Origin of the sequence: Bradyrhizobium sp. TM239 (assembly GCF_036247985.1) — a bacterium.
Lineage (GTDB): Bacteria > Pseudomonadota > Alphaproteobacteria > Rhizobiales > Xanthobacteraceae > Bradyrhizobium > Bradyrhizobium ottawaense.
This window is the reverse complement of record NZ_BTIR01000022.1, coordinates 85,214-109,639: the sequence shown is the minus strand read 5'-3', so window position 1 is coordinate 109,639 and position 24,426 is coordinate 85,214. Positions and strand designations below refer to the sequence as shown.

General features: G+C 64.3%; 22 protein-coding genes. 8 read left to right on the top strand and 14 right to left on the bottom strand.

From position 1 onward, the window contains the following. Window positions 1–169 precede the first annotated feature (169 nt). The 5 genes from AABA84_RS30260 to AABA84_RS30240 all read right to left on the bottom strand — a co-directional run bounded on the left by AABA84_RS30260 (window position 170) and on the right by AABA84_RS30240 (window position 5,181). Complete coding sequence (locus AABA84_RS30260; protein WP_212247987.1) at window positions 170–1,015, bottom strand: ABC transporter ATP-binding protein; 846 nt, start codon at window positions 1,013–1,015, stop codon at window positions 170–172. Window positions 1,016–1,166: 151 nt separating this feature from the next. Continuing rightward, complete coding sequence (locus tag AABA84_RS30255) at window positions 1,167–2,159, bottom strand: ABC transporter substrate-binding protein (protein WP_212247985.1); 993 nt, start codon at window positions 2,157–2,159, stop codon at window positions 1,167–1,169. Between the two features lie 52 nt (window positions 2,160–2,211). After that, entirely contained in the window at window positions 2,212–3,021 is an 810-nt protein-coding gene (locus AABA84_RS30250; RefSeq protein WP_338309122.1) for an ABC transporter permease, read from the bottom strand. A gap of 359 nt (window positions 3,022–3,380) precedes the next feature. Further along, a complete protein-coding gene (locus tag AABA84_RS30245) occupies window positions 3,381–4,088 on the bottom strand; it encodes a TetR/AcrR family transcriptional regulator (RefSeq protein ID WP_338309123.1) in 708 nt (235 codons plus the stop codon). A 244-nt stretch (window positions 4,089–4,332) separates the two neighbouring features. Further along, complete coding sequence (locus AABA84_RS30240) at window positions 4,333–5,181, bottom strand: VOC family protein (protein ID WP_338309124.1); 849 nt, start codon at window positions 5,179–5,181, stop codon at window positions 4,333–4,335. Window positions 5,182–5,403: 222 nt separating this feature from the next. Between AABA84_RS30240 and AABA84_RS30235 the strand changes: the two genes are divergently transcribed. Beyond that, the gene (locus AABA84_RS30235; RefSeq protein ID WP_038947033.1) at window positions 5,404–6,297 is read left to right on the top strand and encodes a sugar kinase; all 894 of its coding nucleotides are present in this window, start codon (window positions 5,404–5,406) and stop codon (window positions 6,295–6,297) included. A gap of 17 nt (window positions 6,298–6,314) precedes the next feature. Continuing rightward, entirely contained in the window at window positions 6,315–7,229 is a 915-nt protein-coding gene (gene rbsK / locus AABA84_RS30230) for a ribokinase (protein WP_338313952.1), read from the top strand. Here rbsK and AABA84_RS30225 read toward each other — a convergent pair whose 3' ends face one another. Beyond that, entirely contained in the window at window positions 7,230–8,450 is a 1,221-nt protein-coding gene (locus AABA84_RS30225; protein WP_338313951.1) for an NAD(P)/FAD-dependent oxidoreductase, read from the bottom strand. A 227-nt stretch (window positions 8,451–8,677) separates the two neighbouring features. Between AABA84_RS30225 and AABA84_RS30220 the strand changes: the two genes are divergently transcribed. Then, window positions 8,678–9,472, top strand: coding sequence for an enoyl-CoA hydratase/isomerase family protein (locus tag AABA84_RS30220; protein WP_338309127.1), 795 nt, complete (start codon window positions 8,678–8,680; stop codon window positions 9,470–9,472). Then, the gene (locus tag AABA84_RS30215; RefSeq protein WP_338313950.1) at window positions 9,469–10,044 is read left to right on the top strand and encodes a histidine phosphatase family protein; all 576 of its coding nucleotides are present in this window, start codon (window positions 9,469–9,471) and stop codon (window positions 10,042–10,044) included. The genes AABA84_RS30220 and AABA84_RS30215 overlap by 4 nt, the downstream gene beginning before the upstream one ends. Here the strand turns inward: AABA84_RS30215 and AABA84_RS30210 are convergent. The 4 genes from AABA84_RS30210 to AABA84_RS30195 all read right to left on the bottom strand — a co-directional run bounded on the left by AABA84_RS30210 (window position 10,037) and on the right by AABA84_RS30195 (window position 14,987). After that, window positions 10,037–11,377, bottom strand: a complete 1,341-nt coding sequence (locus tag AABA84_RS30210) for a TRAP transporter large permease (RefSeq protein ID WP_038947027.1) — start codon at window positions 11,375–11,377, stop codon at window positions 10,037–10,039. The genes AABA84_RS30215 and AABA84_RS30210 overlap by 8 nt on opposite strands. Then, entirely contained in the window at window positions 11,374–11,952 is a 579-nt protein-coding gene (locus tag AABA84_RS30205; RefSeq protein WP_038947025.1) for a TRAP transporter small permease, read from the bottom strand. Before AABA84_RS30205 ends, AABA84_RS30210 begins: the two co-directional genes overlap by 4 nt. Before the next feature lie 247 nt (window positions 11,953–12,199). Further along, entirely contained in the window at window positions 12,200–13,207 is a 1,008-nt protein-coding gene (locus tag AABA84_RS30200; protein ID WP_338313949.1) for a TRAP transporter substrate-binding protein, read from the bottom strand. A gap of 61 nt (window positions 13,208–13,268) precedes the next feature. Then, a complete protein-coding gene (locus tag AABA84_RS30195; protein ID WP_338313948.1) occupies window positions 13,269–14,987 on the bottom strand; it encodes an IlvD/Edd family dehydratase in 1,719 nt (572 codons plus the stop codon). Window positions 14,988–15,161: 174 nt separating this feature from the next. On the opposite strand from AABA84_RS30195, the gene AABA84_RS30190 reads away from it, so the two are divergent. Next, window positions 15,162–15,845 (top strand): GntR family transcriptional regulator, encoded by a 684-nt coding sequence (locus tag AABA84_RS30190; RefSeq protein WP_212247972.1) that lies wholly within the window; start codon window positions 15,162–15,164, stop codon window positions 15,843–15,845. A gap of 21 nt (window positions 15,846–15,866) precedes the next feature. Here the strand turns inward: AABA84_RS30190 and AABA84_RS30185 are convergent, their stop codons facing one another. Both AABA84_RS30185 and AABA84_RS30180 read right to left on the bottom strand, forming a co-directional pair. Then, window positions 15,867–16,280 carry a hypothetical protein gene (locus AABA84_RS30185; RefSeq protein ID WP_038947021.1) on the bottom strand — a complete coding sequence of 138 codons (414 nt, stop codon included), beginning with the start codon at window positions 16,278–16,280 and terminating at the stop codon, window positions 15,867–15,869. Between the two features lie 313 nt (window positions 16,281–16,593). Continuing rightward, entirely contained in the window at window positions 16,594–17,418 is an 825-nt protein-coding gene (locus tag AABA84_RS30180; RefSeq protein WP_212247968.1) for an NAD-dependent epimerase/dehydratase family protein, read from the bottom strand. An 89-nt stretch (window positions 17,419–17,507) separates the two neighbouring features. Between AABA84_RS30180 and AABA84_RS30175 the strand changes: the two genes are divergently transcribed. Further along, window positions 17,508–18,485 (top strand): SMP-30/gluconolactonase/LRE family protein, encoded by a 978-nt coding sequence (locus AABA84_RS30175; protein WP_212247965.1) that lies wholly within the window; start codon window positions 17,508–17,510, stop codon window positions 18,483–18,485. 144 nt (window positions 18,486–18,629) lie between these two features. Here the strand turns inward: AABA84_RS30175 and AABA84_RS30170 are convergent, their stop codons facing one another. After that, the gene (locus tag AABA84_RS30170; protein ID WP_338313947.1) at window positions 18,630–20,060 is read right to left on the bottom strand and encodes an aldehyde dehydrogenase family protein; all 1,431 of its coding nucleotides are present in this window, start codon (window positions 20,058–20,060) and stop codon (window positions 18,630–18,632) included. Window positions 20,061–20,360: 300 nt separating this feature from the next. Then, window positions 20,361–22,724 (bottom strand): transketolase, encoded by a 2,364-nt coding sequence (locus AABA84_RS30165; protein ID WP_212247962.1) that lies wholly within the window; start codon window positions 22,722–22,724, stop codon window positions 20,361–20,363. 136 nt (window positions 22,725–22,860) lie between these two features. Here AABA84_RS30165 and AABA84_RS30160 point away from each other — a divergent pair, with 136 nt between their 5' ends. Together AABA84_RS30160 and ppk2 are read left to right on the top strand one after the other, a co-directional pair. Next, window positions 22,861–23,322 (top strand): Lrp/AsnC family transcriptional regulator, encoded by a 462-nt coding sequence (locus tag AABA84_RS30160; protein ID WP_212247960.1) that lies wholly within the window; start codon window positions 22,861–22,863, stop codon window positions 23,320–23,322. Window positions 23,323–23,401: 79 nt separating this feature from the next. Further along, window positions 23,402–24,322: a polyphosphate kinase 2 gene (gene ppk2 / locus AABA84_RS30155; RefSeq protein ID WP_338313946.1), complete on the top strand. Its 921-nt coding sequence runs from the start codon at window positions 23,402–23,404 to the stop codon at window positions 24,320–24,322. Window positions 24,323–24,426: the final 104 nt, after the last annotated feature.

Genomic DNA, 24,426 nt, shown 5'->3' with positions numbered 1-24,426 from the left:
CGCGGTGCACCTCTCCCGCCTGCGGGAGAGGTCGGCACGAAGTGCCGGGTGAGGGTTTTCTCCTCTGGGGAGTTCTCGCGAGTGGAGACACCCTCTCCCCGACCCTCCCCCGCAGGCGGGGGAGGGAGCGCACCGTGCACATGGTCCGTTCAGAGAACTCCATACCCACCTAGTCCAATGCCCCTTGCGAGAAGAAATGCTTGCGGATGCGCTGCACGAGCTCCGTGAACACCGGATCGGCCATCACATCGAGCGAGCGCGGGCGCGGCAGCGGCACGTCGTAGATCGCGGCGACCGCGCCGGGACGCTCGGTCATGACGAGGACGCGGTCGGCGAGGAACACGGCTTCCGGAATCGAATGCGTGATCAGGAGCACCGTCTTCCTGGTTTCGCGCTGAATCCGCATCAACTCGACATTCATGCGCTCGCGGGTCAGCGCGTCCAGCGCACCGAACGGCTCGTCCATCAGCATGATCTTGGGATCGTGCACCAGCGCGCGGCAGATCGAAGCGCGCTGCTGCATGCCGCCGGAGAGCTGCCAGGGCAGCTTCTTCTCGAAGCCTTCGAGCCCGACCAGCTTCAACAGCGCCTTGGCACGGGCAAGATATTCGTCCCGCGGCAGCCGCTTCATGTCGATCGGCAGCATGACGTTGGACAGGATGTTGCGCCAGGGCAGCAGCAACGCGCTCTGGAAGACGATGCCGACATTGCCGTGCGGGGTCGTTACCTTCTCGCCCTCGACCAGGATCTCGCCTGACGTCGGCGGCAGCAAGCCCGAGATCAGCTTGAGCAGCGTGGACTTGCCACAGCCGGATGGCCCGACCACGACGAAGAACTCGCCGTCATTGATGTCAAAATCGAGCGGCCGCAGCGACGGCACGTCGCCGTCGCGCGTCCGGTAGGTCTTGGACACACCGGAGAGCTTGATGCCCGAGGCATCACCGGCAGCCCGGTCGCTCACCAGCCTCAGATGCGCTGCGGGCTGCACGTCGATGGGCTTGGTCGCGGGGTTCATCGCAGCTCTCTCCCCCCGTCGTCCCTGCGAACGCAGGGATCCATACGCCGTGCCGGCGCGCCCGGGTACGCAGGGAGAGACCTTCGGCAACAATCAAGCCCGGTGGTTATGGGTCCCTGCGTTCGCAGGGACGACAGCGGAGAATGATCGCTCACGAGCCACTCTTCGGCAGATAGTCGTTGGTGTAGAAGGCCTTCGGGTTGTCCTTGGCCTTGGCATCGAGCCCGCCATATTCGACCATCAGATTGACGGTTTCCGTCATGTTCTGGTCGGTGACCTGGAACGGCCGCTTGCTCTTGGTCTCCGCGGTCCGGTACAGCGGAATCGTCAGCTCAAAGCCCTGCGTCAGCGTGTCGATCTTGCCGCCCTTGGGGTTGGCATCGAGGATCGACTGCGCCGCCGCCTTCGGCTCCTTCTCGGCGGCTTCCACCGCCTTGGTCGACGCCGACATGAAGCGGCGGACCAGATCGGCATTGGCCTTCACATAGTCGGCGTTGGCGATGATGCCCGAGGAGACCATGTTGATGCCGTAGTCGGCAAACTTGATCGGGTAGACGTCCTTGCCGGTCGCGTCCTTGATCTTCATCGACTGGTCCATGACGTAGCCGAGCAACAGATCGGCCTGGCCGTTGATGACGGCGTTGAGCTTGGTCTGGCCGTCGCCTGCGACGGTCTGGAAGTCGCTCTCCTTCAGGCCGGTCTTCTTCAGGAACAGCGGCCAGATCTGGGTCATGGAATCGGCCGGCGTGATCGCCACCGTCTTGCCCTTGATGTCCTCGGGCTTCCTGATGTTCTTGTCGGCAAAGCCCATGGCGGACATCGGGCTGGTCTGCAGCAGCACGCCGGTTGCAACCACGGGCGCGCCCTTGATTGCGGCACGCATCATGGTGGGAACGTCGACATAGCCGAAATCGGCGGTCTTGGCGGCGACGGCCTGCGTGGTCGCAGCCGAGCCGCGGCCTTCCTGGATCTCGAGGTCGATGCCTTCGGCCGCGTAAATGCCCTTGGCCTTGCCGTAATAGAACGGCGCGTGCTCGCCATAGACGTACCAGTTGAGCATCAGCACGACCTTGTCGGCCGCCTGCGCCGGCATGGCCGCAAACACCATCAGCGCCACTGATGCAGCCCCAATCAACCGCTTCATCGTCACTCTCCCTTGCCGTTGCTTCGGCCGTTGGTGGCCGTTTGTGCTTGAGTTAAGAAGCGAAAATCACGTCCTCGCGCTGGCTGACATGCCAGGGAATGACCAGCTTCTCGATCCGGTCGACGATCCAGAACAGGATCACGCCGAGCAGCGCGAGAATGACGAGGGCCGCGAACATCGTCGGCAGGTCGAAGGTGCCGATCGAGCGCTGCATCACGTAGCCGATGCCGGAATTGGACCCCACGAACTCGCCGACGACCGCACCGACGACGGCGAGGGTCACCGACACTTTGAGGCCCGAGAAGATCGCAGGCAGCGCGTGCGGCAGATTCACCGCACAGAACACCTGGAAGCGGCTGCCCTGCATGGCGCGGGCGAGATCGACCATGTCGGGATCGACGGACTTGAAGCCCTGCACGGCCGAGACCACGACCGGGAAGAAGCCGAGCAGGAACGCCGAGATGACCTTTGGAATGATACCGAATCCGAACCAGACCACGAACAGCGGCGCGATCGCGATCTTGGGCACGGATTGCGAGAACACCAGCAGCGGATAGACGTAGCTCTCCACCGTCTTCGAGCCCGCGATCAGCATCGCGACGGGAATGCCGAACAGAGCGGACAGCGCGAAACCGCAGACGGTCGCATAGGTCGTCGGCCAGGACTGGCGCAGCAGTTCCGGCCACTCGGTCCGCAGGACGGCGACGACATCGAGAGGCGCCGGTATCTGGTAGGCAGGAATCCTGAACAGCCGGATCGCAACATCCCAGGCCACGACGATGAAGACCAGGAACAGGAACGGCCGAACCCAGGCCGCATTCAGCACCTTGGACACCGCACCTTGCGGCTTCAGCTCAGCCAATTTTCACTCCCGGCATTCTTCTTCGTTCTGGAGAGAAATTAACCCGTTGGATAAATACTGTCCAGAGGATTTACTGTGGCGTTTTGCGGCGGTTCCGAGGTGCTTTGAAAATGGAACGGTCGCCTCCGTGTCCCGGACGCGCTGCAGCGCTCTTGCGTTGCTGCGCAGAGCCGGGACCCAGGAGCCACGCGTCCCGTCGATCCATGGGCCCCGGCTCTGCAGCGCACCGCGAAGACGCGCTGCGCTGCGTCCGGGGCACGAGACCGCTCCACTTGCGACGTCATATCAGTGAAAGCGGGCAATAACGGCGGAGATTGAGAAAACGGGTGGATGCTACATCCACCAACGAGCGGACCGCCCTAAACCGTCTGCGCCACCGTGGCGCGCGACTTCGGCGCTTTCGGGATCTCGAACAACGCGAAGGACTGCCCGGTCAGCGCGGCCAGGACCAGGCCGACCATATGCGCCAACCGCTCGTCCTTGGCCTTCTTGTCCAAGAGGTCGCGGCCGAAGATCACGCTGAGGGTCGCCGAGTTCGAGAGGTAGAAGAAGCAGAGCCCTGCGATGGAAATGTAGAGCTGCACCGGATCGACCGCGACCTGGAAGTCGCCGCTGTCGACGCCGCGCCGCACCACGGTGCGGATCATCTCGACGAAGGGCGAGTGCATCGACTTGACCTTGGTCGATTTCTTCAGGTGCTTTGCGCGCGCGAGGTTCTCGGTCTGGAGCAGCGACAGGAATTCGGGATTGCGAAGGAAGTAATTCCAGGTGAACTCGATCAGCCGCCGGATCGCCTCGGGCGGCTCGAGGTGCTCGAGATCGAGCCCCCGCTCCTCGCTGCGGATCTTGTCATAGGCGCCTTCGAGCACCGCCAGGTACAGCTCGTCCTTGTTGCCGACGTGGTAATAGAGCATGCGCTTGTTGGCGCCGGCCTTGGCCGCAATGCGGTCGACGCGCGCGCCGGCGAGCCCGTGAGCGGAAAACTCCTGCTTGGCGGCTTCGAGAATGCGCAGCCGCATCCCCTCGGGATCGCGCTGCCATTTCAGAGTTCGCTTTGCCTTCGCCAAACCGGGGTGCTCGCTGGGTGGTCAGGCTACGCGTGTAACACGAGGGGGGGGCCGCCGCATAGTTTCGCGACAGCGAAAGCCAAGCAAGCCGGTTTCGTAGGGTGGGCAAAGGCGCGCTTGCGCCGTGCCCACGTCGTCTCACCAAATAGGCAGGACGTGGGCACGCTTCCGCCTTCGCTCTTCGAGCTACGGCGGACAAGTCGCTTTGCCCACCCTGCGGGAGTCTTCGAGCGGAAAGAGCCGCCTAATCCACCGGCTTGGGCGAGCGCTCCAGCAGAACCGTCTGAATGCCGCAGGTGCCGTTCCGCACCGTCATGATCCGCGTGCCGGGCTTGCGGCCGTTGCGGACCTCGGTGACGTCGAGGCCGGCGGCGATCAGGCGGGCGCGCGTGGCGTCGATGTCGGCGACCCGCCAGCTCAGGCCCCACAGCCGGTCGTGCGCGAGGTCGCCGCCAGCAACCGGCCGACGGACCACCTCGACGATGAGATCGCCGCATCGGAAGAACATCAGCTGGCCCCAATCCTGGTGCGAGCGGTCGAGCGCCAAATCGAGGCCGAGCCGCGCGCCGTAGAGCGCCGCGGCGCGTTCGGAATCCTCGGTGGTGACCACGACGTGGTCGAGCGCGTCGATCGGCGCGACGTCGGTCGCGACCGAGAGCGGGCGCTCGTCGGCAAGCTCGAGGAAGAACATGCGCACGCCGCGCGTGAGTTCCGTGGCAGCGCGCGTGCGCTTCCAATGCAGGACGGCTCCCGATTCGGCGTCGCTGCTCTCCACCTCGGTGACGGGATCAGGCTTCAAGGCCACCCGCTCCAGTCGCCGGTGCATCCTGCTCATATCTGCGACGCGAAAGCACAGGCTGGCGAGCATGCCCTCCTGGTCGTCGAGCAGCGCGCGCATCCGGTCCGCGGTCACGCTGAAACCGCTCGGCGCCATCAATTCGATCGTCATGTTCTCGAGGGTGAACAGCACGCGGTCGGCGCCCTCGCCGGAGTTCTGCCAGGCCGGCGCGCGGGCGAGCAGCGTCTGGTAGGCCGCCTTGGCTGCACCGATATCCCTGACCAGAGCGACGACGTGATCGAGGCCGGTGATCATATGTCCCCCTTTTGATCGACCCTTTTATTGACCTGGAACCAATGCGCCGAAACACGGCGTTTGTCCGGGCTTGGCATTGCCCGGTGATGGTCGTATTCCGGCCCCATGCTGACCTCAAGCGCTTGGGGCGGCAAATTTGCGAATAATTTCAGCGATCCCTGAGCGGAACCGGTGCTACAGTAAGCGGCCGGCCTGGACCACAAAGCGCATGACGGACAAGCAATGCAGGCTCTCTTCATCGGACAGACCTATATCGACGTCGTCTTCATCACCGACCACATGCCGACCGGCGACGAAAAGCACGTGGCCTCGGACTACGCAGTCTCCTTCGGCGGCAACGCGGTGACGGCGGCGTTCTGCTGCGCCAAGCTCGGCATCGTGCCTGACCTGATCGCCACCGCGGCCAATGACTGGCTGGGACGCATGTTCCAGGACATGTGCGCAAAATACGCGATCTCGCTGCACGGACGGAAGGTGAACCAGTCCTCGCTCTCCTTCATCATGCCCAAGGACGGCAAGCGCGCCATCGTCCGCTGCCGCGACGACGAGCACATCCATCCCTTTCCGATGCTCAATCTCGGCGGCTGCCGCGCGTTGCACGTGGATGGCCACCAGCCCGATGCCGCGCTCCACTACGCCAAGGTCTGCCGCGAGGCCGGCATCCTGACCTCGCTCGACGGCGGCGGCCTGCGCACCAACACCCATGAGCTGCTGGAATTTATCGACGTCGCCATCGTCGCCGAGCGCCTGTGCGAGCAGATGGATTTGACGCCGGAGAAGATGCTCGACTATCTCAAGAGCCGCGGCTGCAGGATCGGCGGCATTACCATGGGCGAGAAGGGCCTGCTCTGGTACGACGAAACCGGGACGGTGCAGGTGATGCCGGCGATGCCGATCCCGCGCGAGCGCGTGATCGACACCAACGGCGCCGGCGACGTCTTCCACGGCGCCTATGTCTATTCCTACCTCGCCCACCCCGGCAAAAGCTGGCGCGAGCATTTTGATTTTGCCCGGGCCGCCTCGACCTTCAAGATCCAGCGCCTCGGCAACGAGGCCGGCCTACCGACGCTTGTCGACATCGCCAAGGTCCGGCATGAGTTCGAGGTCAGGGTTTAAATTCCACAGGGGCAATTATGGGGCGTGTCTTCGTCGCCGGCAGCATCAACATGGATGTGGTGGCGACCGCCGATCGCCACCCGCGCGTTGGCGAGACCGTCGCGGGTCAGCAGGTACTGTATTTTCCGGGCGGCAAGGGTGCGAACCAGGCGGTGGCGGCGTCACGGCTCGGCGCCCGGACCACGCTGATCGGGCGGCTGGGGAAGGATTCCTTTGGCGCTGAGCTGAGGACGTTCCTCGGCGCGCAGGGTATCGAGCTCGGCTCGGTGCGCGACACCGACACGCATACCGGCACCGCGATCATCACGGTCGCGGCCTCCGACAACACCATCGTCGTCATTCCCGGCAGCAATGCGCAGGTCGGCGCGGATGATGTCGCGGACGTGCCGCTGATGAAGGGCGATATCGCGGTCAGCCAGTTCGAGATTCCGCTGCCAACGATTGCCGCGTTCTTCCGCCGCGCGCGCGAGGCCGGCGTCGTAACCTTGCTCAACCCGGCGCCGGCGCAAAAGATGTCCGGTGAGCTGCTCGCGCTGGTCGACATCCTCGTGCTGAACGAGACCGAGCTAGGCTTCCTCGTCGGCGCTGAACTCTTCGACAGCGACGAGCCCGCGAAAATCCTCGATGTCGCGCGAAACCTTCAGGCCCGCGCGGACCAGAGCATCTGCGTAACGCTCGGCAAGCGCGGCGTGCTCGCGCTTGCCGGTCGCGAAGAGGTCGCGGTGCCCGGGCGTGCCGTGAAGGCGGTCGATACCACCGGCGCCGGCGATTGTTTTGTCGGCGCGCTCGCCGCGCAACTGGCTGACGGTGTGCCCTTGCGTGCCGCCCTCGCCTTTGCCAACGCCGCCGCCTCGATCAGCGTGCAGCGCATGGGCGCGGGGCCGTCGATGCCGACGGCCACGGAAGTGGCGGCGGTGCTCCGCGCTGGCTGATCACGCCAGCGCGCTCTTCAGATCGAAGCTCTCATCCGCGGCCTGAGCCGGCGTGATCGAGCGATTCATGCCCTGCAACCGTCGGCCGAACATGTGATCGCCGGCGCGGTTGATGGATTCGATACCGAGCAGCGTCTCACCCTTGTAGCAGAACGCGGAGAACGCCTTGTTCGCGGCGCTGCCACGCAGCACGACGCGGTCATAGCCGGTGGTGAGGCCGGCGATCTGGAGCTTGTCATCGCCCTGGTCGCTCCAGAACCAGGGATGGCTGTCATAGGGCTTTTTGTCGCCGGTCAGCCGCGCCGCGAGGCAGCGGGCGTGGTCGGTGGCATTCTGCACCGATTCCAACCGCAGCGATCCGCCGAAGCGCGGGCTTGCGAACAGCGCGCAGTCGCCGATCGCGGAGATATCAGGGTCGGCCGTCGAAAGATATTCGTCGACGATGATGCCGGCGGCGACCGGCAGCCCGGCCTCAGCTGCAAGCTCGATGTTCGGCAGCACACCGACGCCGACCACGACGAGGTCGGCGGGCAGATGCCGTCCGTCGCTCAGGGAGACCCCGGTGACCTTGCCGCCTTCTGCCTCGATCGAGGTGGCCTGCACGCCGAGGTGAATGCGGATGCCAGCCTCGCGATGCCGCGCCTGAAAATACTCCGAGACCTCCGCCGTCACCGCCCGCGCCATCACGCGCGGGGCAAGCTCGAGCACGTCGACCTCGAGGCCCTTGATCCGCGCGGTGGCGGCGAATTCGATACCAATGAAGCCGGCGCCGATCACCACGACCCGTGTCTTCGAGGGCATGATCGCACGCAGCGCATCGCTCTCGTCGAGGATGCGCAGATATTTCACGTCGGGCAGATTGGCGTTGGGCAGGTCGAGCAGCCGGTTGCGCGCGCCGGTGGCCAGCACGAGGTGACCGTAGGCCAGCGTCTCGCCCGAGGCGAGCAGCACCTTGTGGCCGGCGCGGTCAATCGACACCGCGCGACCCGCGATCAGCTCGATCTTCTGGTCCTGGTAGAATTTTTCGGGGCGGAACATCAGGCTCTCCGGCCCGGCCGAGCCCTTGATATAGGCCTTGGACAAAGGCGGCCGCTGATAGGGCAGATGCGCCTCGTCATTGATCAGGCAAATGCGCTCGGAAAAGCCCGCCTGGCGCAGCGATGCCGCGACCTGATAGCCGCCATGGCCGGCACCGACGATGATCACCGGACCGTCGCTCATTGGACGGCCCATTTCCGGAAGACACGAGCGTAACCCATGTCGTCTCCTCTCTCGCTGATTTTGGTTGCTGGCCTTACGAGGAGCCGGCGCTCGTGTCCGTCTCTTGGCGAAGGCGGCCCCATTTGAGCCTATCGTTTCGCCCCGCGCAAGGGCGGCGGCCGGGGATTGTCACCCCTGCCCTTCTGCGATTTAGTTGCAGCAACCACCCCTGCCGGAGATTTTCTCAGATGCCAGCTCCCATCTCCCTGCCTGATGATCCCGCCCTGCTGCGAATCGACGGCCCGATCGCGACCATCACGCTCAACCGTCCCGCCGCGTTCAACTCCATCAACCTCGCGATCGCGCAGAAGCTCGAGCAGCTCGCGGCCTATATCGAAGCCGCTGACCCCATCAGGGTCGTCGTGCTCGAAGGCGAAGGCCGTGCGTTCTCGGCCGGCGGCGATCTGCAGACGATTGGTGCCGCCGCTGAAGCGGGCACGGTGACACCTGTGGTCGGCGAGCTCTTGAAGCACTATCACGCCTTCATCGAGATCGTCAGACGCATGCCAAAGATCTCGCTGTCGAGCGTCCACGGCTCGGCCGCCGGCGCTGGCATGGGCCTCGCCTTCGTCACCGATCTCTGCATCGCCGCTGATGACGCCAAGTTCACGCCCGCCTATGCCAAGATCGGAGTGTCGCCGGACGGCGGTTCGACGGTCGGCATCGTCGGCACAGTCGGCTCCCGCCGGGCGCTGCAGATCTTCCTGTCCGAGGACAACTTTACTGCGCGCCAGGCCTATGAATGGGGCCTCGTCGCCAAGACGGTTCCGGCCGCCGAACTGAAGGCGGCCACGCGACAACTCGCCGAGCGTCTGGCGCAGAACCCGCCGGCTGCGATCGCCGGCACCAAACAGCTGGTCTACCAGGCTGCCACCACGCCGGTGAAGCAGCAGCTCGATGCCGAGGAGCACAAGATCATCATGGCCATGAACACGGAAGAATTCCGCACCGCCGTGAAGAAGTTCACGAGCAAGTCGAAGTGACGACTCCAGCGCGTACGTTCTACGGCCTTCGTCATGGTGCGACCGACTGGAATCGCGAGGGACGATTCCAGGGGCGGACCGACAATCCGCTGAACGAGGACGGCCTGCGGCAAGCGCACGAGGCCGTGGACATGCTGCGCGGCGCCGACATCAGCCGCATCGTCGCAAGTCCCTTGGCCCGCGCGGCACGAACGGCCGAGATCATCGCGGCCGCGATCTCGGTGCCGCTGGCGATCGACGACGGCATCATCGAGTTCGACTTCGGAAGCTTCGAGGGCCTGCCCGTTCGCGACCTCATGATCAAGCATGGGGTCAAGTCGGCGACGGGCCTCGTCTCGATCCTGCCGGCCGACGGCGAGAGCTGGGACGCCATGACGGAACGGTCGCTGGCTTGCGTCTCGGCCTGGCTCGACGGTCACCCCGACGATAACTTGCTGTTCGTCTGCCACGACGCTGTGATGCAGGGCATGGCGAACGCGCTATGCGGCAGCTACTTCAAGAATAGCCATGGCACGCCGTTCCGTTACGTGCGCGAGCAGGCGCAATGGCGGATCGAGCAAGTCGTTACTTAGGACAGATATAGCCCGTCCCCGCCGGGGACTTGAAGCAGCCGACCGATTCCGGCAGCACCTTCTGCGGCAGCCACAGCACCACGCTCGGGAAGTAGATCGCGAATGCGATCGTCCCCAGGAACACCAGATAGATCGGCAACGCAGCGCGTAGCGCTTTCGCGAAACTTATGCCGACGAATTTCGACGCCATTAGCAGCACCAGCCCGTAAGGCGGCGTGATCAGGCCGAAGGCGAGCGTGGCGATCAGCACCACGCCCATATGGACGCTATTGATGTCACCCGCCTCCGTCAGCGTGTTGACCAGCGGCATGAAGATGATGATGGTCGGCACCGGCTCGATGAAGTCGCCTACGATGGTGAAGAGCAGCACCATCAGCAGCATGATCAGATGCGGATCGTTACCTGCCATCGAGGTGATAACGTCGGCGATGTAGCTCGCGCCCCGCAGATAAGCGAGCATCCAGCCGAAGGCATTGGCCGCGCCGATGGTGACCAGCGGCAGCGAGAAGATCAGTCCGGCAATGCAGAAATCGTAAGGGATATTCTTGATGTGCCCTCGATTGAGCGCGGGGATCACGACGAGCACGATCCAGACCACGGCAACGACGCCCGCCTCCGTCGGCGTGAACCAGCCGGTCAAAATGCCCCCTAACAGGATCACCGGGATCATCAGCGGCAGGGCCGCATCGCCAGCCGCGAACACCACCTGCCGAAGCGGGGCGCGCGGCTTGCGTAGGCCCGAGGGACCGAAGAAGTAGCAGTAGATCATCAGGCCGAAGCCGATCATGAGGCCCGGTACGACGCCCGCCATGAACAGGCCGGCGATCGAGACGTTACCGACCGCGCCGTAGACCACGGCGGTGATGCTCGGCGGCACCAGTGCGGCAATGGTCGAGGCCGAGGCGATGATGGCGGCGATGAAGGCGGGCTCGTAGCCCTCGCGCTTCATCGGCCCGCCGAGCGCGCGGCTCATCACGGCGACGTCGGCGGTGGTCGAGCCTGACATTTCCGAGAAGAACATGCTGAAGACCACCACGACCTGCGACAGTCCGCCCCTGATATGCCCGACCAGCGACACCGACAGGTTGGCTATTCGCACCACCACGTTCGCCGAGCTCATGAGCTCACCGACCAGCAGGAAGAACGGGATCGCCAGCAGCGCCTCGGAATCCACGCCGTCGAAGATCTTCTGGATGATGGCGGCGAGCGAGACGTCGGACAGGATCGCGCCGATGAAGACGCCGGCCATCAGCGAGAACGGCACCGGCACGCCGAGATAGCCGAACGACAGGAAGCAGACCGTCATCAACGCCAGGACAACAGGAGCGCTCATAGCTGCGCCCTCGCCTGCGCATCGGTGACGATGGGCGTTCCATCTTCCTCAGGCGGCTCGGGATGATCAAAGCCGTTGCGCAGGCCGTTGACCAGCTGCTCGATGGTGAACAGGCCGATCAGCACGCCCGACAGCGGGATGATTGCATAGAGCGAGGCGATCGGTGTTCCCGACGGCAGGCGAAAGCTGCCGAAGCCGCGGAGATAGTTCTGGTAGCCGTACCAGATCAGGCAGAACGCAACCCCGAGCACGACGATGCGGATGATGACTTCGACGATCATGCGCGAGGTGCCGTGCAAGGCCTCTGAGATGGCGGTGAGATAGAGGTGGTCGTTGCGCCGGGTCGCAGCCGCCGTGCCGACGAAGATCGCGTAGATGAACAGCGTCGAGGTCACCTCCTGGAGCCACAGCCAGGGATGACCGATGGTGCGCGTCACGATGTCGGCGGTCACCGATAGCGAGAACCCGAAGCACAGCACGCCGCAGAGGATCATCAGCGCGAGCTCGAGCCAGTCGAGCCAGCGCCATTTCAGGTGGCGCTGGCGTTGCACGAGCAGTTTGTCGGCGATGGCCATCAATGTCCTCGTCGTCCCGGGCCTAGTGCGAATCGGCGGCTGCTGGCTGAGTGAACCTCTCCCGCCTGCGGGAGAGGCATAGGCCGCCTACGGCGGCCCTTCTTCTAGGACACGCCGAGGCTAAGCCTCGGCTATGGCGGAGCGCCGGGTGAGGGCTGCCTCCTCATTGGGGTACTCCGCGGAGACACCCTCTCCCCTACCCTCTCCCGCAAGCGGGAGAGGGAGCGCACCGTCTTCCGGCATCACGTTAGTTGATCGACCGGATCAAGTCCTTGATCTTCTCGGCGTGGGGACCGAGCTCCTTGGCGAGCTTGTCGAGATAGGGATCGGCAATCGTCGTGAAGGTCTTCTTGTCGACGTTGTCGACGATCTTCACGCCCATCTTCTTCAACTTCTCGGCCGCGGTACGTTCGAGCTCGAACGCCTTTGCCGGCTCCTTGGTGCTGATCTCGTTGGCTGCGGTCTGCACCCAGCCCTTCTGCTCGGCCGAGAGGCTCTGCCAGAGCTTGTCCGAGATGAACACGAGCGCGTTGTTGGCCTCGTGCTCGGTGATGTTGAGGACCGGCGCGACCTCGTAGTGCTTGTTGACGAGGTAGACGTTGATGCTGTTCTCGGCGACGTCGACGACGCCGGTCTGCAGGCTGGTGTAGACGCTGCCGAACGGCATGTGCACGGTCTGGGCGCCATAGGCCGGGAACATGGTGTCCTCGGTCGCGGTCGCCTGCACGCGGACCTTCAGGCCCTTGACGTCGCCGACGTTGTGGATTTCCCGCTTCGAGTACATGTGGCGCACGCCCTGCGATCCCGTCGCGATCACGTGCAGGCCCTGCGTGGTCTCGTCGATCAGGGTCTTGAGCGCTTCGAACACTTTCGGATCGGCCAGCCCCTTGATCACGTGGTTCTCGTCGCGGAACAGGAAGTGCAGGGACATCACGCCGGCCTGCGGCGAGATCGTCGCGGTGTTGGCGGAGGAGATGATCGCGAATTCGACGTCGCCGGCTTTGACGAGCTGGAGCACCTGCGGCTCCTGCCCGAGCTGCGCGCCGGGATACTGGTCGATGATCATGGTGCCCTTGCTCAATTCCTTGAGCTTGTCGGCAAAGAGGTCACCCGCGATGGAATAGCCGGTGTTGCGCGGCTGGTCGTAGGCGAAGCGATAATGCTTCACCTCCTGTGCCCCCGCCCCGGTCACGAACAGCACGGCAGCCACAGCCGCCAACCCATGTAAGAATCCTGGCATGGATCGTGCAATCATCGTTTCCCCCTGTTGTATCGCCCGCCGCTTGTGCGGTCTGAGCGCTCGATCGAGTGGTCGATCAACCCTTCTCAGTCGTCTTCCCAGTCCTCTGCATGAAATCGAAGTCGCAGCCCTCGTCGGCCTGCATGATGGTCTCGTTGAACAGCCAGGCATAGCCGCGCCGCGCTTCATCGAGCGCAGCCGCCGGCTTCAACGCGGCGCGCCGGCGCTCCAGCTCGGCTGCATCGACCAGCAGCTCGATGCTGCGCTTGGCCACATCCAGGCTGATCATGTCGCCGTTCTTCACCAGTGCCAGCGGCCCGCCCACGGCGGATTCCGGCGTGATGTGGAGAACGATAGTGCCGAACGCGGTGCCGCTCATGCGCGCATCCGAAATGCGCACCATGTCCTTGGTGCCGCCGCGCGCGAGCTTCTTCGGGATCGGCAGATAGCCAGCCTCAGGCATGCCGGGCGCGCCCTTGGGGCCGGCATTGCGCAGCACCAGCACATCGTCGGCGGTGACGTCGAGATCGGGATCGTCGACGCGCAAGGTCATGTCCTCGACGGATTCGAACACGACGGCACGGCCGGTATGCTTCAACAGCTTGGGGCTCGCGGCCGATTGCTTGATGACGGCCCCGCGCGGCGCGAGATTGCCGTGCAGGACGGCAAGGCCGCCTTCCCTCTTGATCGGATTGTCGCGCGAGCGGATCGCGTCCTGACCAGGCACGTCCTCCGCATCGGCGACGACATCGCGCAGCGTCTGGCCTGAGATCGTCTTGGCGTCGAGATCGACGAGGTCGCCAAGCTGCGCCAACAGCTTCGGCACGCCGCCGGCGTGATGGAAGTGCTCCATATAGTGCTCGCCCGACGGCTTGAGGTCGACCAGCACCGGCACCTCGCGGCCGATCTGGTCGAACACTTCGAGATCGAGCCGATGCGGCGAGCGATGCGCCATCGCAGTCAGATGGATCAGGCCGTTGGTGGAGCCGCCAATCGCCTGGAGCACGACCTGCGCATTCTTGAAAGATGCCGGCGTCAAGAGCTCGCTCGGCTTCGGTCCCTTGGTCTTGGCCATCTCGGCGGCAACCCTGCCGCTCGCTTCCGCAAGTCGGAAACGTTCGGCATGCGGTGCCGGGATCGTCGCGCTCATCGGAAGCGACAGGCCCATGGCTTCGATCATGCAGGCCATGGTGGACGCCGTGCCCATCACCATGCAGGTGCCGACCGACGGCGCGAGGCGGCCGTTCACTGCTTCGATTTCGACATCGTCGATTTCGCCGGCCCGATACTTGCCCCAGAGACGGCGGCAATCGGTGCAGGCGCCCAGCACCTCGCCCTTGTGATGGCCGACCACCATCGGCCCGACCGGAATGACCACGGTCGGCAGGTCGGCGCTGATCGCCGCCATCACCTGCGCCGGAAGCGTCTTGTCGCAGCCGCCGATCACGATCACCGAATCCATCGGCTGGGCCCGGATCATCTCCTCGGTGTCCATCGCCATCAGGTTGCGCAAATACATCGAGGTCGGATGCGCAAAGCTCTCGGCGATCGAGATGGTCGGGAACACGAACGGCATCGCGCCCGACAGCATCACGCCGCGCTTGGCGGCCTCGATGATCTGCGGGACGTTGCCGTGGCAGGGATTGTAGTCGCTGTAGGTGTTGGTGATGCCGACGATCGGGCGCTCCAGCGCGTCGTCGGAATAGCCCATGGCCTTGATGAACGCCTTGCGCAGGAACAGCGAGAAGCCGGCATCGCCATAGCTCGTCAGACCCTTGCGCAAACCACTCGTCATCATGGCACTCCTTCAGTTGCCATTGTGGTACAGCCCGCCCCTCGATTGTCAATAAGCTTGGTCCATATGGTCGCATTTTCCGCCGAATGGCCGCCTCTTCGTCTCGAATTATTGACAATCTGCCACTTCCCTGCTCCACAGGGCGGGCCGGCCAGACGCCGGGAGACCGAGGGCATGTCCGACATTCGCACCGCAGACAGCATGCCGGTCCGGCACGACGATCCGGACGACGTCGTCGCGCGGCTGGAGGAGGACATCATCTTCGGCCGCCTCGCGCCCGCCGCGCGCCTCACCGAGGACGCGCTGATGTCGCGCTACGGCACCTCCCGCCACTTCGTGCGTCAGGCGCTGGTGGATGCCGAGCGCCGCGGCATCGTCCGCCGCGAGAAGAATGTCGGCGCGACCGTGCGGTTCTATTCGGCCGAGGAGGTCCGACAGATCTACGAGGTCAGGGAGATGCTGACCCGGCAGGCCGCGCTGATGATCCCCCTGCCCGCGCCGCAAGCCCTGATCGACGAGCTCTCCGCCCTGCAACGGCAATATTGCGCGAAGGCCGATTTGCGGGATCTGCGCGGCATCCACGAGGCCAACGACGCCTTCCACCTCGCGCTGTTCTCGGCCTGCGGCAATCCCTATCTGGTGCGCTCGCTGCAGGACTACATGAACCTGACATTGCCGATGCGCGCCAAGAACCTCGCCGACCGCGAAGGGCTCGCGCAATCGCGGCGCCAGCACGAGATGATGATCGAGCTGCTGATGGGGCGCGACAGCTGGGCGCTGGCGCAGCTGTGCGTGGATCACATGCAGTTCAGCAAGAAGGATTATCTGGCGAGGATTGGAGGGGAGACGCGACGCTAGCGTGTGACGCCACACGAATATTCAGTACCGCCTCAGTAGCCCGCGATCTATGCTCGCCTCGCCATAATCGGCGCAAGCCCTTTTCGGGTTTCTGATCAGATCTGTGCGGACGCGCCTGAAGGTTTTGCGGGCCGCATCGGACACCTCGGGACGGAATTTGCGGGGATCGTAGCTCTCACCATCGCGGGCCTTGATGGCCGCAGCATAGGCGTCGATCATGGCCATCGCCGCATCCGGACTGCCGAGCAATCGGGCGCCGAGCTGAACGCTGCTGCTGCCATCAACCTCGTAACCGTCGCACCGCTGCTCGAGCACCACGGAGGCGATGACCAGCTGGTCTAGGAACGTCGCCTCGGCATCGGTGAGCGCTGCAGCTTGCGCGGGGCCTGATACGATCGTCGCGATCATCGCGACGGCTGACAATTTGATTCTCATTGTCGTGGCTCTCAATTCCGATCGCACGAAACGAAAGCCGGATGATGTCCGCGGTGAGGTTGATCTGGATCAATGGCGGTCGCCGCGAGTCACATGCTTGCTGACGGGCATCATTCCTTCAACACGTCATTGCGAGCGTAGCGAAGCAATCCAGTATCCCGCCGCGGAAAGACGCTGGAGTGCGTCGCTGCGCTCGCAATGACGGTGTCGAGTACTGCGCCCCGACTTCACCGTCCTCGCGGAAACGCCCCTCACCCCAACCCTCTCCCCGTAAGAACGGAGCGAGGGAGCGCACCTGCGTGCGCGTCAGGCGTCAGCGCTTATTCCAATCGATAATCCGGCTCGCGTCGGCATCGAACTCCATGCTGCAGAACGTGCCGCCCTGGAAATAGTCGCCGACCGGATCCGGCTTCAGCTTGGCCTGCTCGGCCATCGCGTGCTCGCGGAAATCTTCGGCGCGGCCCGTGGGGCGATAGCCGAATTCGTAGGCGCGGCTGTTGTCCCACCAGGCTCGCTCGTTGAGGGAGGCGCCGTAGAAGATTTCGAAATGGATGTCGGGATGCTCGAGCCCGATGCGGCAGAGCTGCACGAGGTCGTCGGGCTTCAGCCAGATCGCGAGCCGGCGCTGGTCGAGCGGCATGTCGCCGAAATTGCCGATGCGCAGGCACGTCACCTTCAGCCCGTGCTTGTCGGCATAGAGCGCGCCGACGGCTTCGCCGAACACCTTGCTGACGCCGTAGCGGCCGTCGGGGCGCGGAGTGACGTCGGTGCCGATCTTGTGGTGGCGCGGATAGAAGCCGACGGCGTGGTTCGAGGAGGCGAACACGACGCGCTTGACGCCCTTGCGGTAGGCGGCCTCGAACAGATTGTAGCCGCCGATGATGTTGGCCTGGAGGATCTGATCCCAGGTGCCTTCGACCGAATAGCCGCCGAAATGGATGATGCCGTCGACGCCTTCGCAGATCGCCTCGCATTGCGCGAGATCGGCGAGGTCCGCCGCCTTGAATTTTTCGTTCGCACTGAGATCGACAGGCGGCTTGATGTCGGAGAGCAGAAGATCCGGATAGATCGGCGGCAGCAGTTTTCGCAGGCTCGTGCCGATTCCGCCCGAAGCTCCCGTCATCAAAATACGCGGCATGTCTTCCCTCACCGTTGGTGACCGATTTGCCGTCACGTGTCCCTAATGATAGCAGGATTGTCCAGAGGGAACGAAACGAGAGAACCGACATGAATGAGGCATCGTCCCACACCCAGGAACGGCCGGGCTGGCGGCCGGCGACCTATTACCCCGACTCCGCGATCAAGGCGCTCGATCCCCGCTTCGAAAAATACTGGCTGAAACTGTCGGCGGTGGAGCGGCTCGCGACCGGCCTGCGCTGGGCCGAGGGTCCGGTGTGGTTCGGCGACGGGCGCTATCTCTTGTGCAGCGACATCCCGAACCAGCGCATCATCAAATGGGAGGAAGAGACGGGCGCGGTCTCGGTGTTCCGCAAGCCTTCCAATTTCGCCAATGGCAACACGCGCGACCGGCAGGGCCGGCTCGTTACCTGCGAGCATGGCGGCCGGCGCGTGACGCGCACCGAGTATGACGGCAGCATCACCGTGCTGATGGATCAATTCAACGGCAAGCGGTTGAACTCGCCCAACGATGTCGTTGTTAAATCGGACGGCTCGATCTGGTTCACCGACCCGACCTTCGGCCTGCTCGGCAATTACGAGGGTTACAAAGCCGAGCCCGAGATCGACATGAACGTCTACCGGCTCGACCCGGAGACCCGCAAAGCCACCGTCGTGGCCGAGGGTGTGCTCGGGCCGAATGGGCTCGCCTTCTCGCCGGACGAGAAAATCCTCTACCTCATCGAATCCCGCGGCGTGCCGACCCGCAAAATTCTCGCCTATGACGTCTCGCCTTCCGGCGATAAGCTTTCGAACAAGCGCGTCTTCGTCGATGCCGGCCCCGGCACGCCCGACGGTTTCCGCGTCGACATCGACGGCAATCTCTGGTGCGGCTGGGGCATGGGCGATCCCGAACTCGACGGCGTCGTGGTGTTCGCGCCCGACGGCGTGATGATCGGGCGCATCGCGCTGCCCGAGCGCTGCGCCAATCTCTGCTTCGGCGGCGTCAAGCGCAACCGCCTGTTCATGGCGGCGAGCCAGTCGATCTACGCGCTGTATGTGAATACGCAAGGCGCGGTTGGGGGATAGGTGCTTCGCACCGCCCTGTAGCCCGGATGGAGCGAAGCGTAATCCGGGGACCGTTCCCGCATTACGCTTCGCTCCATGCGGGCTACGAATAGAAAACGCCGGAGCGGTTTCCCGCTCCGGCGTCATTCGTTCAGGCGAAAAAGCTTACGCCGCGTTGAAGCCGGCGACGGCCTTCACTTCGAGGAAATCCTCGAGGCCGTACTTGCCCCACTCGCGGCCGTTGCCCGACTGCTTGTAGCCGCCGAACGGCGCGGTGCGGTCGTTGGGCACGCCCTGGAGGTTGACGTTGCCGGCGCGGATCTGGCGGCCGACGCGCTTGGCGTCTTCGACCGAGGCACCCGTGACGTAGCCGGCGAGGCCATAGGGCGTGTCGTTGGCGATGTGCACGGCTTCCGCTTCGTCCTTGGCGCCGATGATGGTCAGCACCGGTCCGAAGATCTCTTCACGGGCGATCGTCATGTCGGGGGTGACGTCGGCGAAGATGGTCGGACGGACATAGAAGCCCTTGTTGACGCCTTCGGGCAGGCCCGGGCCGCCGGCGACGAGCGTTGCGCCCTCGTCGATGCCCTTCTTGATCAAGCCCTGGATCTTGTCCCACTGGCCGCGGTTGACGACCGGGCCGATGGTGGTGCCTTCGGCGCGGGGATCACCGGCCTTGGTCTTGTCGGCGACGGCCTTCGCGATCGCGGCGACGTCCTTCATCTTGGACAGCGGCACGATCATGCGCGAGGGCGCGTTGCAGGACTGGCCAGAGTTGTTGAACATGTGCATCACGCCGCCGGTCACCGCCTTCGTGAGGTCGGCGCCTTCGAGGATGACGTTCGGCGACTTGCCGCCGAGCTCCTGGCTGACGCGCTTCACCGTCGGTGCCGCGCGCTTCGCCACATCGATGCCGGCGCGAGTCGAGCCGGTGAAGGAGATCATGTCGATGTCGGGGTGCTCGCTCATGGCGGCGCCGACCTCGGGGCCGAGGCCGTTGACGAGGTTGAACACGCCCTTGGGCACGCCGGCTTCATGGAGGATCTCCGCGAAGATCAGCGCCGAGGTCGGGGTGAACTCCGACGGCTTCAGGATCATGGTGCAGCCGGCGGCGAGCGCGGGTGCGACCTTGCAGGCGATCTGGTTGAGCGGCCAGTTCCAGGGCGTGATCATGCCGACCACGCCGATCGGCTCGCGCAGCACCATGGCGGTGCCGACCGGCTCCTCGAAATGGTAATTCTTGAGCACGTCGAGCGTGGTCATGAGATGGCCGAGGCCGGCGCCGGCCTGGAGCTTCTCGGCCATCGGCAGCGGCGCGCCCATCTCGTCGGACACGGCGGCGCCGATCTCCTTGAGGCGGCCCTTGTAGATCTCGATGACCTTGGTGAGCAGCGCGACACGCTCTTCACGGCTGGTCTGGGAGAAGGTTACAAAGGCGCGCTTGGCGGCGGCAACCGCCTTGTCCACGTCGGCCTTGGAGCCCAGCGCAACCTCGTACATCGCCTCTTCCGTCGCGGGATTGACCACGGCGGTGAACTTCTTGACGGCGGGATCGACCCAGGCGCCGTCGATGTAGAATTGCATGCGATTGACCATCGTTAACCTCTTCTTGGGGGCATGGTGGGGGCGTTTCGGCAGGCATCCTTGCACGAAAGCGCCGACAATTGAACCCGCCATATGCGGGGCCAGCGTTGCGGCGGACGCGCGGAATATGGGACGCGATTTGAAGCGAAGCAAGCGGCCTGGGTCCCGGCTCAGCGTCGCGACATTTCATGTCGCGCCTCGTCCGGGACACGCGATTGGAGCGCGTCTAACCAGGCTCGTGCCCCGGACGCAGCGCAGCGCTACTTCAGCGGGGCGCTGCAGAGCCGGGGCCCATGCAGCCGGTTACCTCGACTACACCGCCATCTTTCGATGCAGCACCGGCGCGCCGGTGGTGAGGCTTTCGGCCGCATCGATGATTGCGTTGGCATCGATGCCGTAGTGTCGATACAGGTCAGCGATCGTGCCGGTCTGGCCGAACTGCTCGACGCCGAGCGCCTCGACGCGGTGGCCGCGGACGCTACCGAGCCAGCCGAGCGCTGACGGATGGCCGTCGATCACGGTCACGATGCCGCAGTCGCGCGGCAGCGGCGCCAGCAATTTCTCGATGTGGCTGAGATGCTGCACGCCGCGGCGGTCGCGCCGCAATTTCCGCGCGGCGGTCCAACCCGCATGCAAGCGGTCCGCCGAGGTGATCGCGAGCAGGCCGATATCGCGCCGGCTCTCGCCGACGAAGCCCGTCGCCTCGATCGCTTCCGGCGCCACCGCGCCGGTATAGGCGATCACGACTTCGGCATTGGGGCCCGGCTTGCGCAGCCAATAGGCGCCGTCGGTGATGCCCTGCGTAAGCTCCGACGTCATGATGCGCTGGGCCTGCTCGATGCTGCGCGTCGACAGCCGCAAGTACACCGAGCCGCCCTCGCCCGCTTCGCGCTGCATGTGCTCAAAACCGAAAGCCATGATCACGGCGAGTTCGTCGACGAAAGCCGGCTCGAACGAGGCGAGCCCGTCCTGTGCCATGCCGATCAGGGGCGTTGCGATCGACTGGTGCGCGCCGCCCTCGGGCGCGAGCGTGATGCCTGACGGCGTCGCCGCCACCATGAAGCGCGCATCCTGGTAGCAGGCGTAGTTCAGCGCATCGAGCCCGCGCTCGATGAAGGGATCGTAGAGCGTGCCGACCGGCAGCAGCCGCTCGCCGTTGATCTGGTGCGACAGCCCGAGCGCCGAGAGCATGATGAACAGGTTCATCTCGGCAATCCCAAGCTCGAGATGCTGGCCCTTGGGTGAAAAGTCCCAGTTGAACGTGGACGGAATTTTCTCGCTGCGGAATAAATCCGCCTTTTCGGCGCGCGCGAACAGGCCGCGGCGATTCACCCACGGACCGAGATTGGTCGAGACCGTGACGTCGGGCGAGGTCGTGACGATGCGCCTCGCCAATTCGCTGTCGCTGCGCGCGATCTCGTTCAAGACGAGACCAAAGCCCTGCTGGGTCGACATCTGCGGCGACGGCTTGAAGGCGAGCTGCTGGGGCACCTCGACGACCGGTGCGCTCAGGCGGCGGCCGTCCTGGTTGAACGGCACGCGCGCGAGGAAGGCATCGAGCTCGGCGGCGGATTGCGCGAGGCCTTCATACTTCTCCCATTCATGCCCGGGCCGGATGTTCTGGCTGTCGCGATATTTCTCCATCTGCGCGACCGTCATCAGGCCGGCGTGGTTGTCCTTGTGGCCCTGGAACGGCAGGCCGACGCCCTTGATGGTGTAGGCGATGAAGCAGACCGGGCGATCGTGATCGATGGATTCGAAGGCGTCCAGCATGCTCGCCATGTCGTGGCCGCCGAGGTTCGACATCAGCGCCAGCAATTCCTCGTCACTGCGGCTGTCGATCAGTTTCGTGATCGGCCCCTGGTCGCCGATCTCGTCGTGCAGATGTTTTCGGAACGCTGCGCCGCCCTGGAAGCACAGCGCGGCGTAAAGCGCATTCGGGCAATTGTCGATCCAAGCCTTAAGAGCCTCGCCGCCGGGCTCGGCGAAGGCCTCGCGCATCAGGCGACCGTATTTCACGATGACCACGTCCCAGCCGAAATTACGGAACATGGTCTCGAACTTTTCCCAGAGCCCTTCCCGCACGACGGCATCGAGCGACTGCCTGTTGTAGTCGACCACCCACCAGGTGTTGCGCAGGCCGTGCTTCCAGCCCTCGGCGAGCGCCTCCCAGATATTGCCCTCGTCCATCTCGGCGTCGCCGACCAGCGCAATCATCCGCCCCTCGCGGCGATCCTTCATCCAGCCATGCGCCTTGACGTAATCCTGCACCAGCGAGGCAAACAGCGTCTGCGCGACGCCGAGGCCGACCGAGCCGGTGGAGAAATCGACGTCGTCGACGTCCTTGGTGCGCGAGGGATAGGATTGCGCGCCCTTGAAGCCGCGAAAGTTCTCCAGCTTCTCGCGGCTCTGCCGGCCGAACAAATACTGAATGGCGTGGAACACCGGGCTCGCATGCGGCTTCACCGCGACGCGATCCTCAGGGCGCAGCACATGGAAATACAGCGCCGACATGATGGTGGCGAGCGAGGCGGACGAGGCCTGATGTCCCCCGACCTTCAACCCGTCGGCATTGGGGCGGATGTGGTTGGCGTGGTGGATGGTCCAGGATGACAGCCACAGCGCCTTGCGGCTCAGCGCGGTCAAGGTGTCGAGGCGGGCGGTATCGACGGGCATGGCAAAAGCTCCCGGAAAACAGGTGGGGCGATGATACGCCTGCGAGGGGCGCCAAACTTCTCAATTTTTCGCGCAATACCTGATGATATTGGGATAGCATACTAATAATTCTCCAAAATATGCAGGTTTCATCCCAATGCCAGAGCTAGACGCCATCGACCGAAAGATCCTCGCGCTGCTTCAGGCCGACAGCCGGATGACCATGCAGGAACTCGCCGACAAGGTCGGGCTCTCGGTCTCGCCCTGCCATCGCCGGGTCAAGCTGTTGGAGGAGCGCGGCGTCATCAGCCGCTACGTCGCGACCGTGGACCAGAAGGCGCTCGGCCTGCATGTCAGCGTCTTCATCTCGATCAAGCTGGCGCGGCAGAAGGAGGAGGATCTCAACCGCTTTGCCCGCGCGATCTCGAAATGGGACGAGGTGCTGGAATGCTATCTGATGACCGGCAACCGCGACTATCTCCTGCGCGTGGTGGCGGCCGACCTCGCCTCCTACGAGACCTTCCTCAAAACCAAGCTGACCCGGCTCGACGGCATCGCCTCGATCGAGTCGAGCTTTGCGCTGAGCCAGGTGAAGTATTCGATCGCGCTACCGGTGTGATAGCGGCGGCTGTCACATGGGTGCAATAGACGCCACCGATGGTCCTCGGCGACTGGCACCCGAGCCGAGAGAAGGACCCATGACCGCATCCGACCGCACCCCTGAAATGGCCAAACGCGAGCGCATTATTCGGGAAATGACCGACGATCTCGACGAAGAGCTGGAGATGGAGCTCGACGATGCGCGTCTCGACGAGCTCCTGGAGGAGACCGATACGCTGGGCCCGGCGGTCGACCGCAAGCTCTATTTCCGGGAGTTGCTGCGGCTCCAGGGCGAACTGGTCAAGCTCCAGGACTGGGTCCAGAGCGAGAAGAAGAAGGTCGTGGTGCTGTTCGAGGGCCGCGACTCCGCCGGCAAGGGCGGCGTGATCAAGCGCATCACCCAGCGCCTCAATCCGCGCATCTGCCGCGTCGCGGCTCTCCCCGCGCCGAGCGAGCGCGAGCGCACGCAATGGTATTTCCAGCGCTATGTGTCGCATCTGCCCGCGGGCGGCGAGATCGTGCTGTTCGACCGCAGCTGGTACAACCGCGCCGGCGTCGAGCGCGTGATGGGCTTCTGCAGCGACGAGCAATACCAGGAATTCTTCCAGACGGTGCCGGAGTTCGAGCGGATGCTGATCCGCTCCGGCATCATTTTGGTCAAATACTGGTTCTCGATCACCGACGACGAGCAGCAGTTCCGCTTCACCATGCGCATCAAGGATCCCTTGAAGCAGTGGAAGCTGAGCCCGATGGACGTCGAGGCCCGCAGCCGCTGGGAGCTCTACACCAAGGCCAAGGAGACCATGCTCGAGCATACGCACCTTCCGGATTCACCGTGGTGGATCGTCGACGCGGTGGACAAGAAGCGCGCGCGCCTCAACTGCATCGCGCATCTGCTGAGCCAGATGCCATACCAGGAGGTCAGCCGCGTGCCGGTGGTGCTACCGCCGCGTGTCCGCAACCCCGACTATCACCGCGGGCCCATTCCGGCGGAGATGTACGTGCCGGCGAAGTATTGAGAAAGGTTTCGTAGGGTGGGCAAAGCGGCTTGTCCGCCATAGCTCGAAGAGCGACGGCGGAAGCGTGCCCACCAATCTCACCAGGAACGCGGATGCATGGTGGG

What these genes read in the sequence shown, in the direction of transcription:
- AABA84_RS30260 (WP_212247987.1), bottom strand. Translation starts at nt 1,015, where the DNA reads ATGAACCCCGCGACCAAGCCCATCGACGTGCAGCCCGCAGCGCATCTG.
- AABA84_RS30255 (WP_212247985.1), bottom strand. Translation starts at nt 2,159, where the DNA reads ATGAAGCGGTTGATTGGGGCTGCATCAGTGGCGCTGATGGTGTTTGCG.
- AABA84_RS30240 (WP_338309124.1), bottom strand. Translation starts at nt 5,181, where the DNA reads ATGATCACCGGCCTCGATCACGTCGTCGCTCTGGTCAGGGATATCGGT.
- AABA84_RS30235 (WP_038947033.1), top strand. Translation starts at nt 5,404, where the DNA reads ATGCAGGCTCTCTTCATCGGACAGACCTATATCGACGTCGTCTTCATC.
- rbsK (WP_338313952.1), top strand. Translation starts at nt 6,315, where the DNA reads ATGGGGCGTGTCTTCGTCGCCGGCAGCATCAACATGGATGTGGTGGCG.
- AABA84_RS30225 (WP_338313951.1), bottom strand. Translation starts at nt 8,450, where the DNA reads ATGAGCGACGGTCCGGTGATCATCGTCGGTGCCGGCCATGGCGGCTAT.
- AABA84_RS30220 (WP_338309127.1), top strand. Translation starts at nt 8,678, where the DNA reads ATGCCAGCTCCCATCTCCCTGCCTGATGATCCCGCCCTGCTGCGAATC.
- AABA84_RS30210 (WP_038947027.1), bottom strand. Translation starts at nt 11,377, where the DNA reads ATGAGCGCTCCTGTTGTCCTGGCGTTGATGACGGTCTGCTTCCTGTCG.
- AABA84_RS30205 (WP_038947025.1), bottom strand. Translation starts at nt 11,952, where the DNA reads ATGGCCATCGCCGACAAACTGCTCGTGCAACGCCAGCGCCACCTGAAA.
- AABA84_RS30200 (WP_338313949.1), bottom strand. Translation starts at nt 13,207, where the DNA reads ATGATTGCACGATCCATGCCAGGATTCTTACATGGGTTGGCGGCTGTG.
- AABA84_RS30195 (WP_338313948.1), bottom strand. Translation starts at nt 14,987, where the DNA reads ATGACGAGTGGTTTGCGCAAGGGTCTGACGAGCTATGGCGATGCCGGC.
- AABA84_RS30190 (WP_212247972.1), top strand. Translation starts at nt 15,162, where the DNA reads ATGTCCGACATTCGCACCGCAGACAGCATGCCGGTCCGGCACGACGAT.
- AABA84_RS30185 (WP_038947021.1), bottom strand. Translation starts at nt 16,280, where the DNA reads ATGAGAATCAAATTGTCAGCCGTCGCGATGATCGCGACGATCGTATCA.
- AABA84_RS30180 (WP_212247968.1), bottom strand. Translation starts at nt 17,418, where the DNA reads ATGCCGCGTATTTTGATGACGGGAGCTTCGGGCGGAATCGGCACGAGC.
- AABA84_RS30175 (WP_212247965.1), top strand. Translation starts at nt 17,508, where the DNA reads ATGAATGAGGCATCGTCCCACACCCAGGAACGGCCGGGCTGGCGGCCG.
- AABA84_RS30170 (WP_338313947.1), bottom strand. Translation starts at nt 20,060, where the DNA reads ATGGTCAATCGCATGCAATTCTACATCGACGGCGCCTGGGTCGATCCC.
- AABA84_RS30165 (WP_212247962.1), bottom strand. Translation starts at nt 22,724, where the DNA reads ATGCCCGTCGATACCGCCCGCCTCGACACCTTGACCGCGCTGAGCCGC.
- AABA84_RS30160 (WP_212247960.1), top strand. Translation starts at nt 22,861, where the DNA reads ATGCCAGAGCTAGACGCCATCGACCGAAAGATCCTCGCGCTGCTTCAG.
- ppk2 (WP_338313946.1), top strand. Translation starts at nt 23,402, where the DNA reads ATGACCGCATCCGACCGCACCCCTGAAATGGCCAAACGCGAGCGCATT.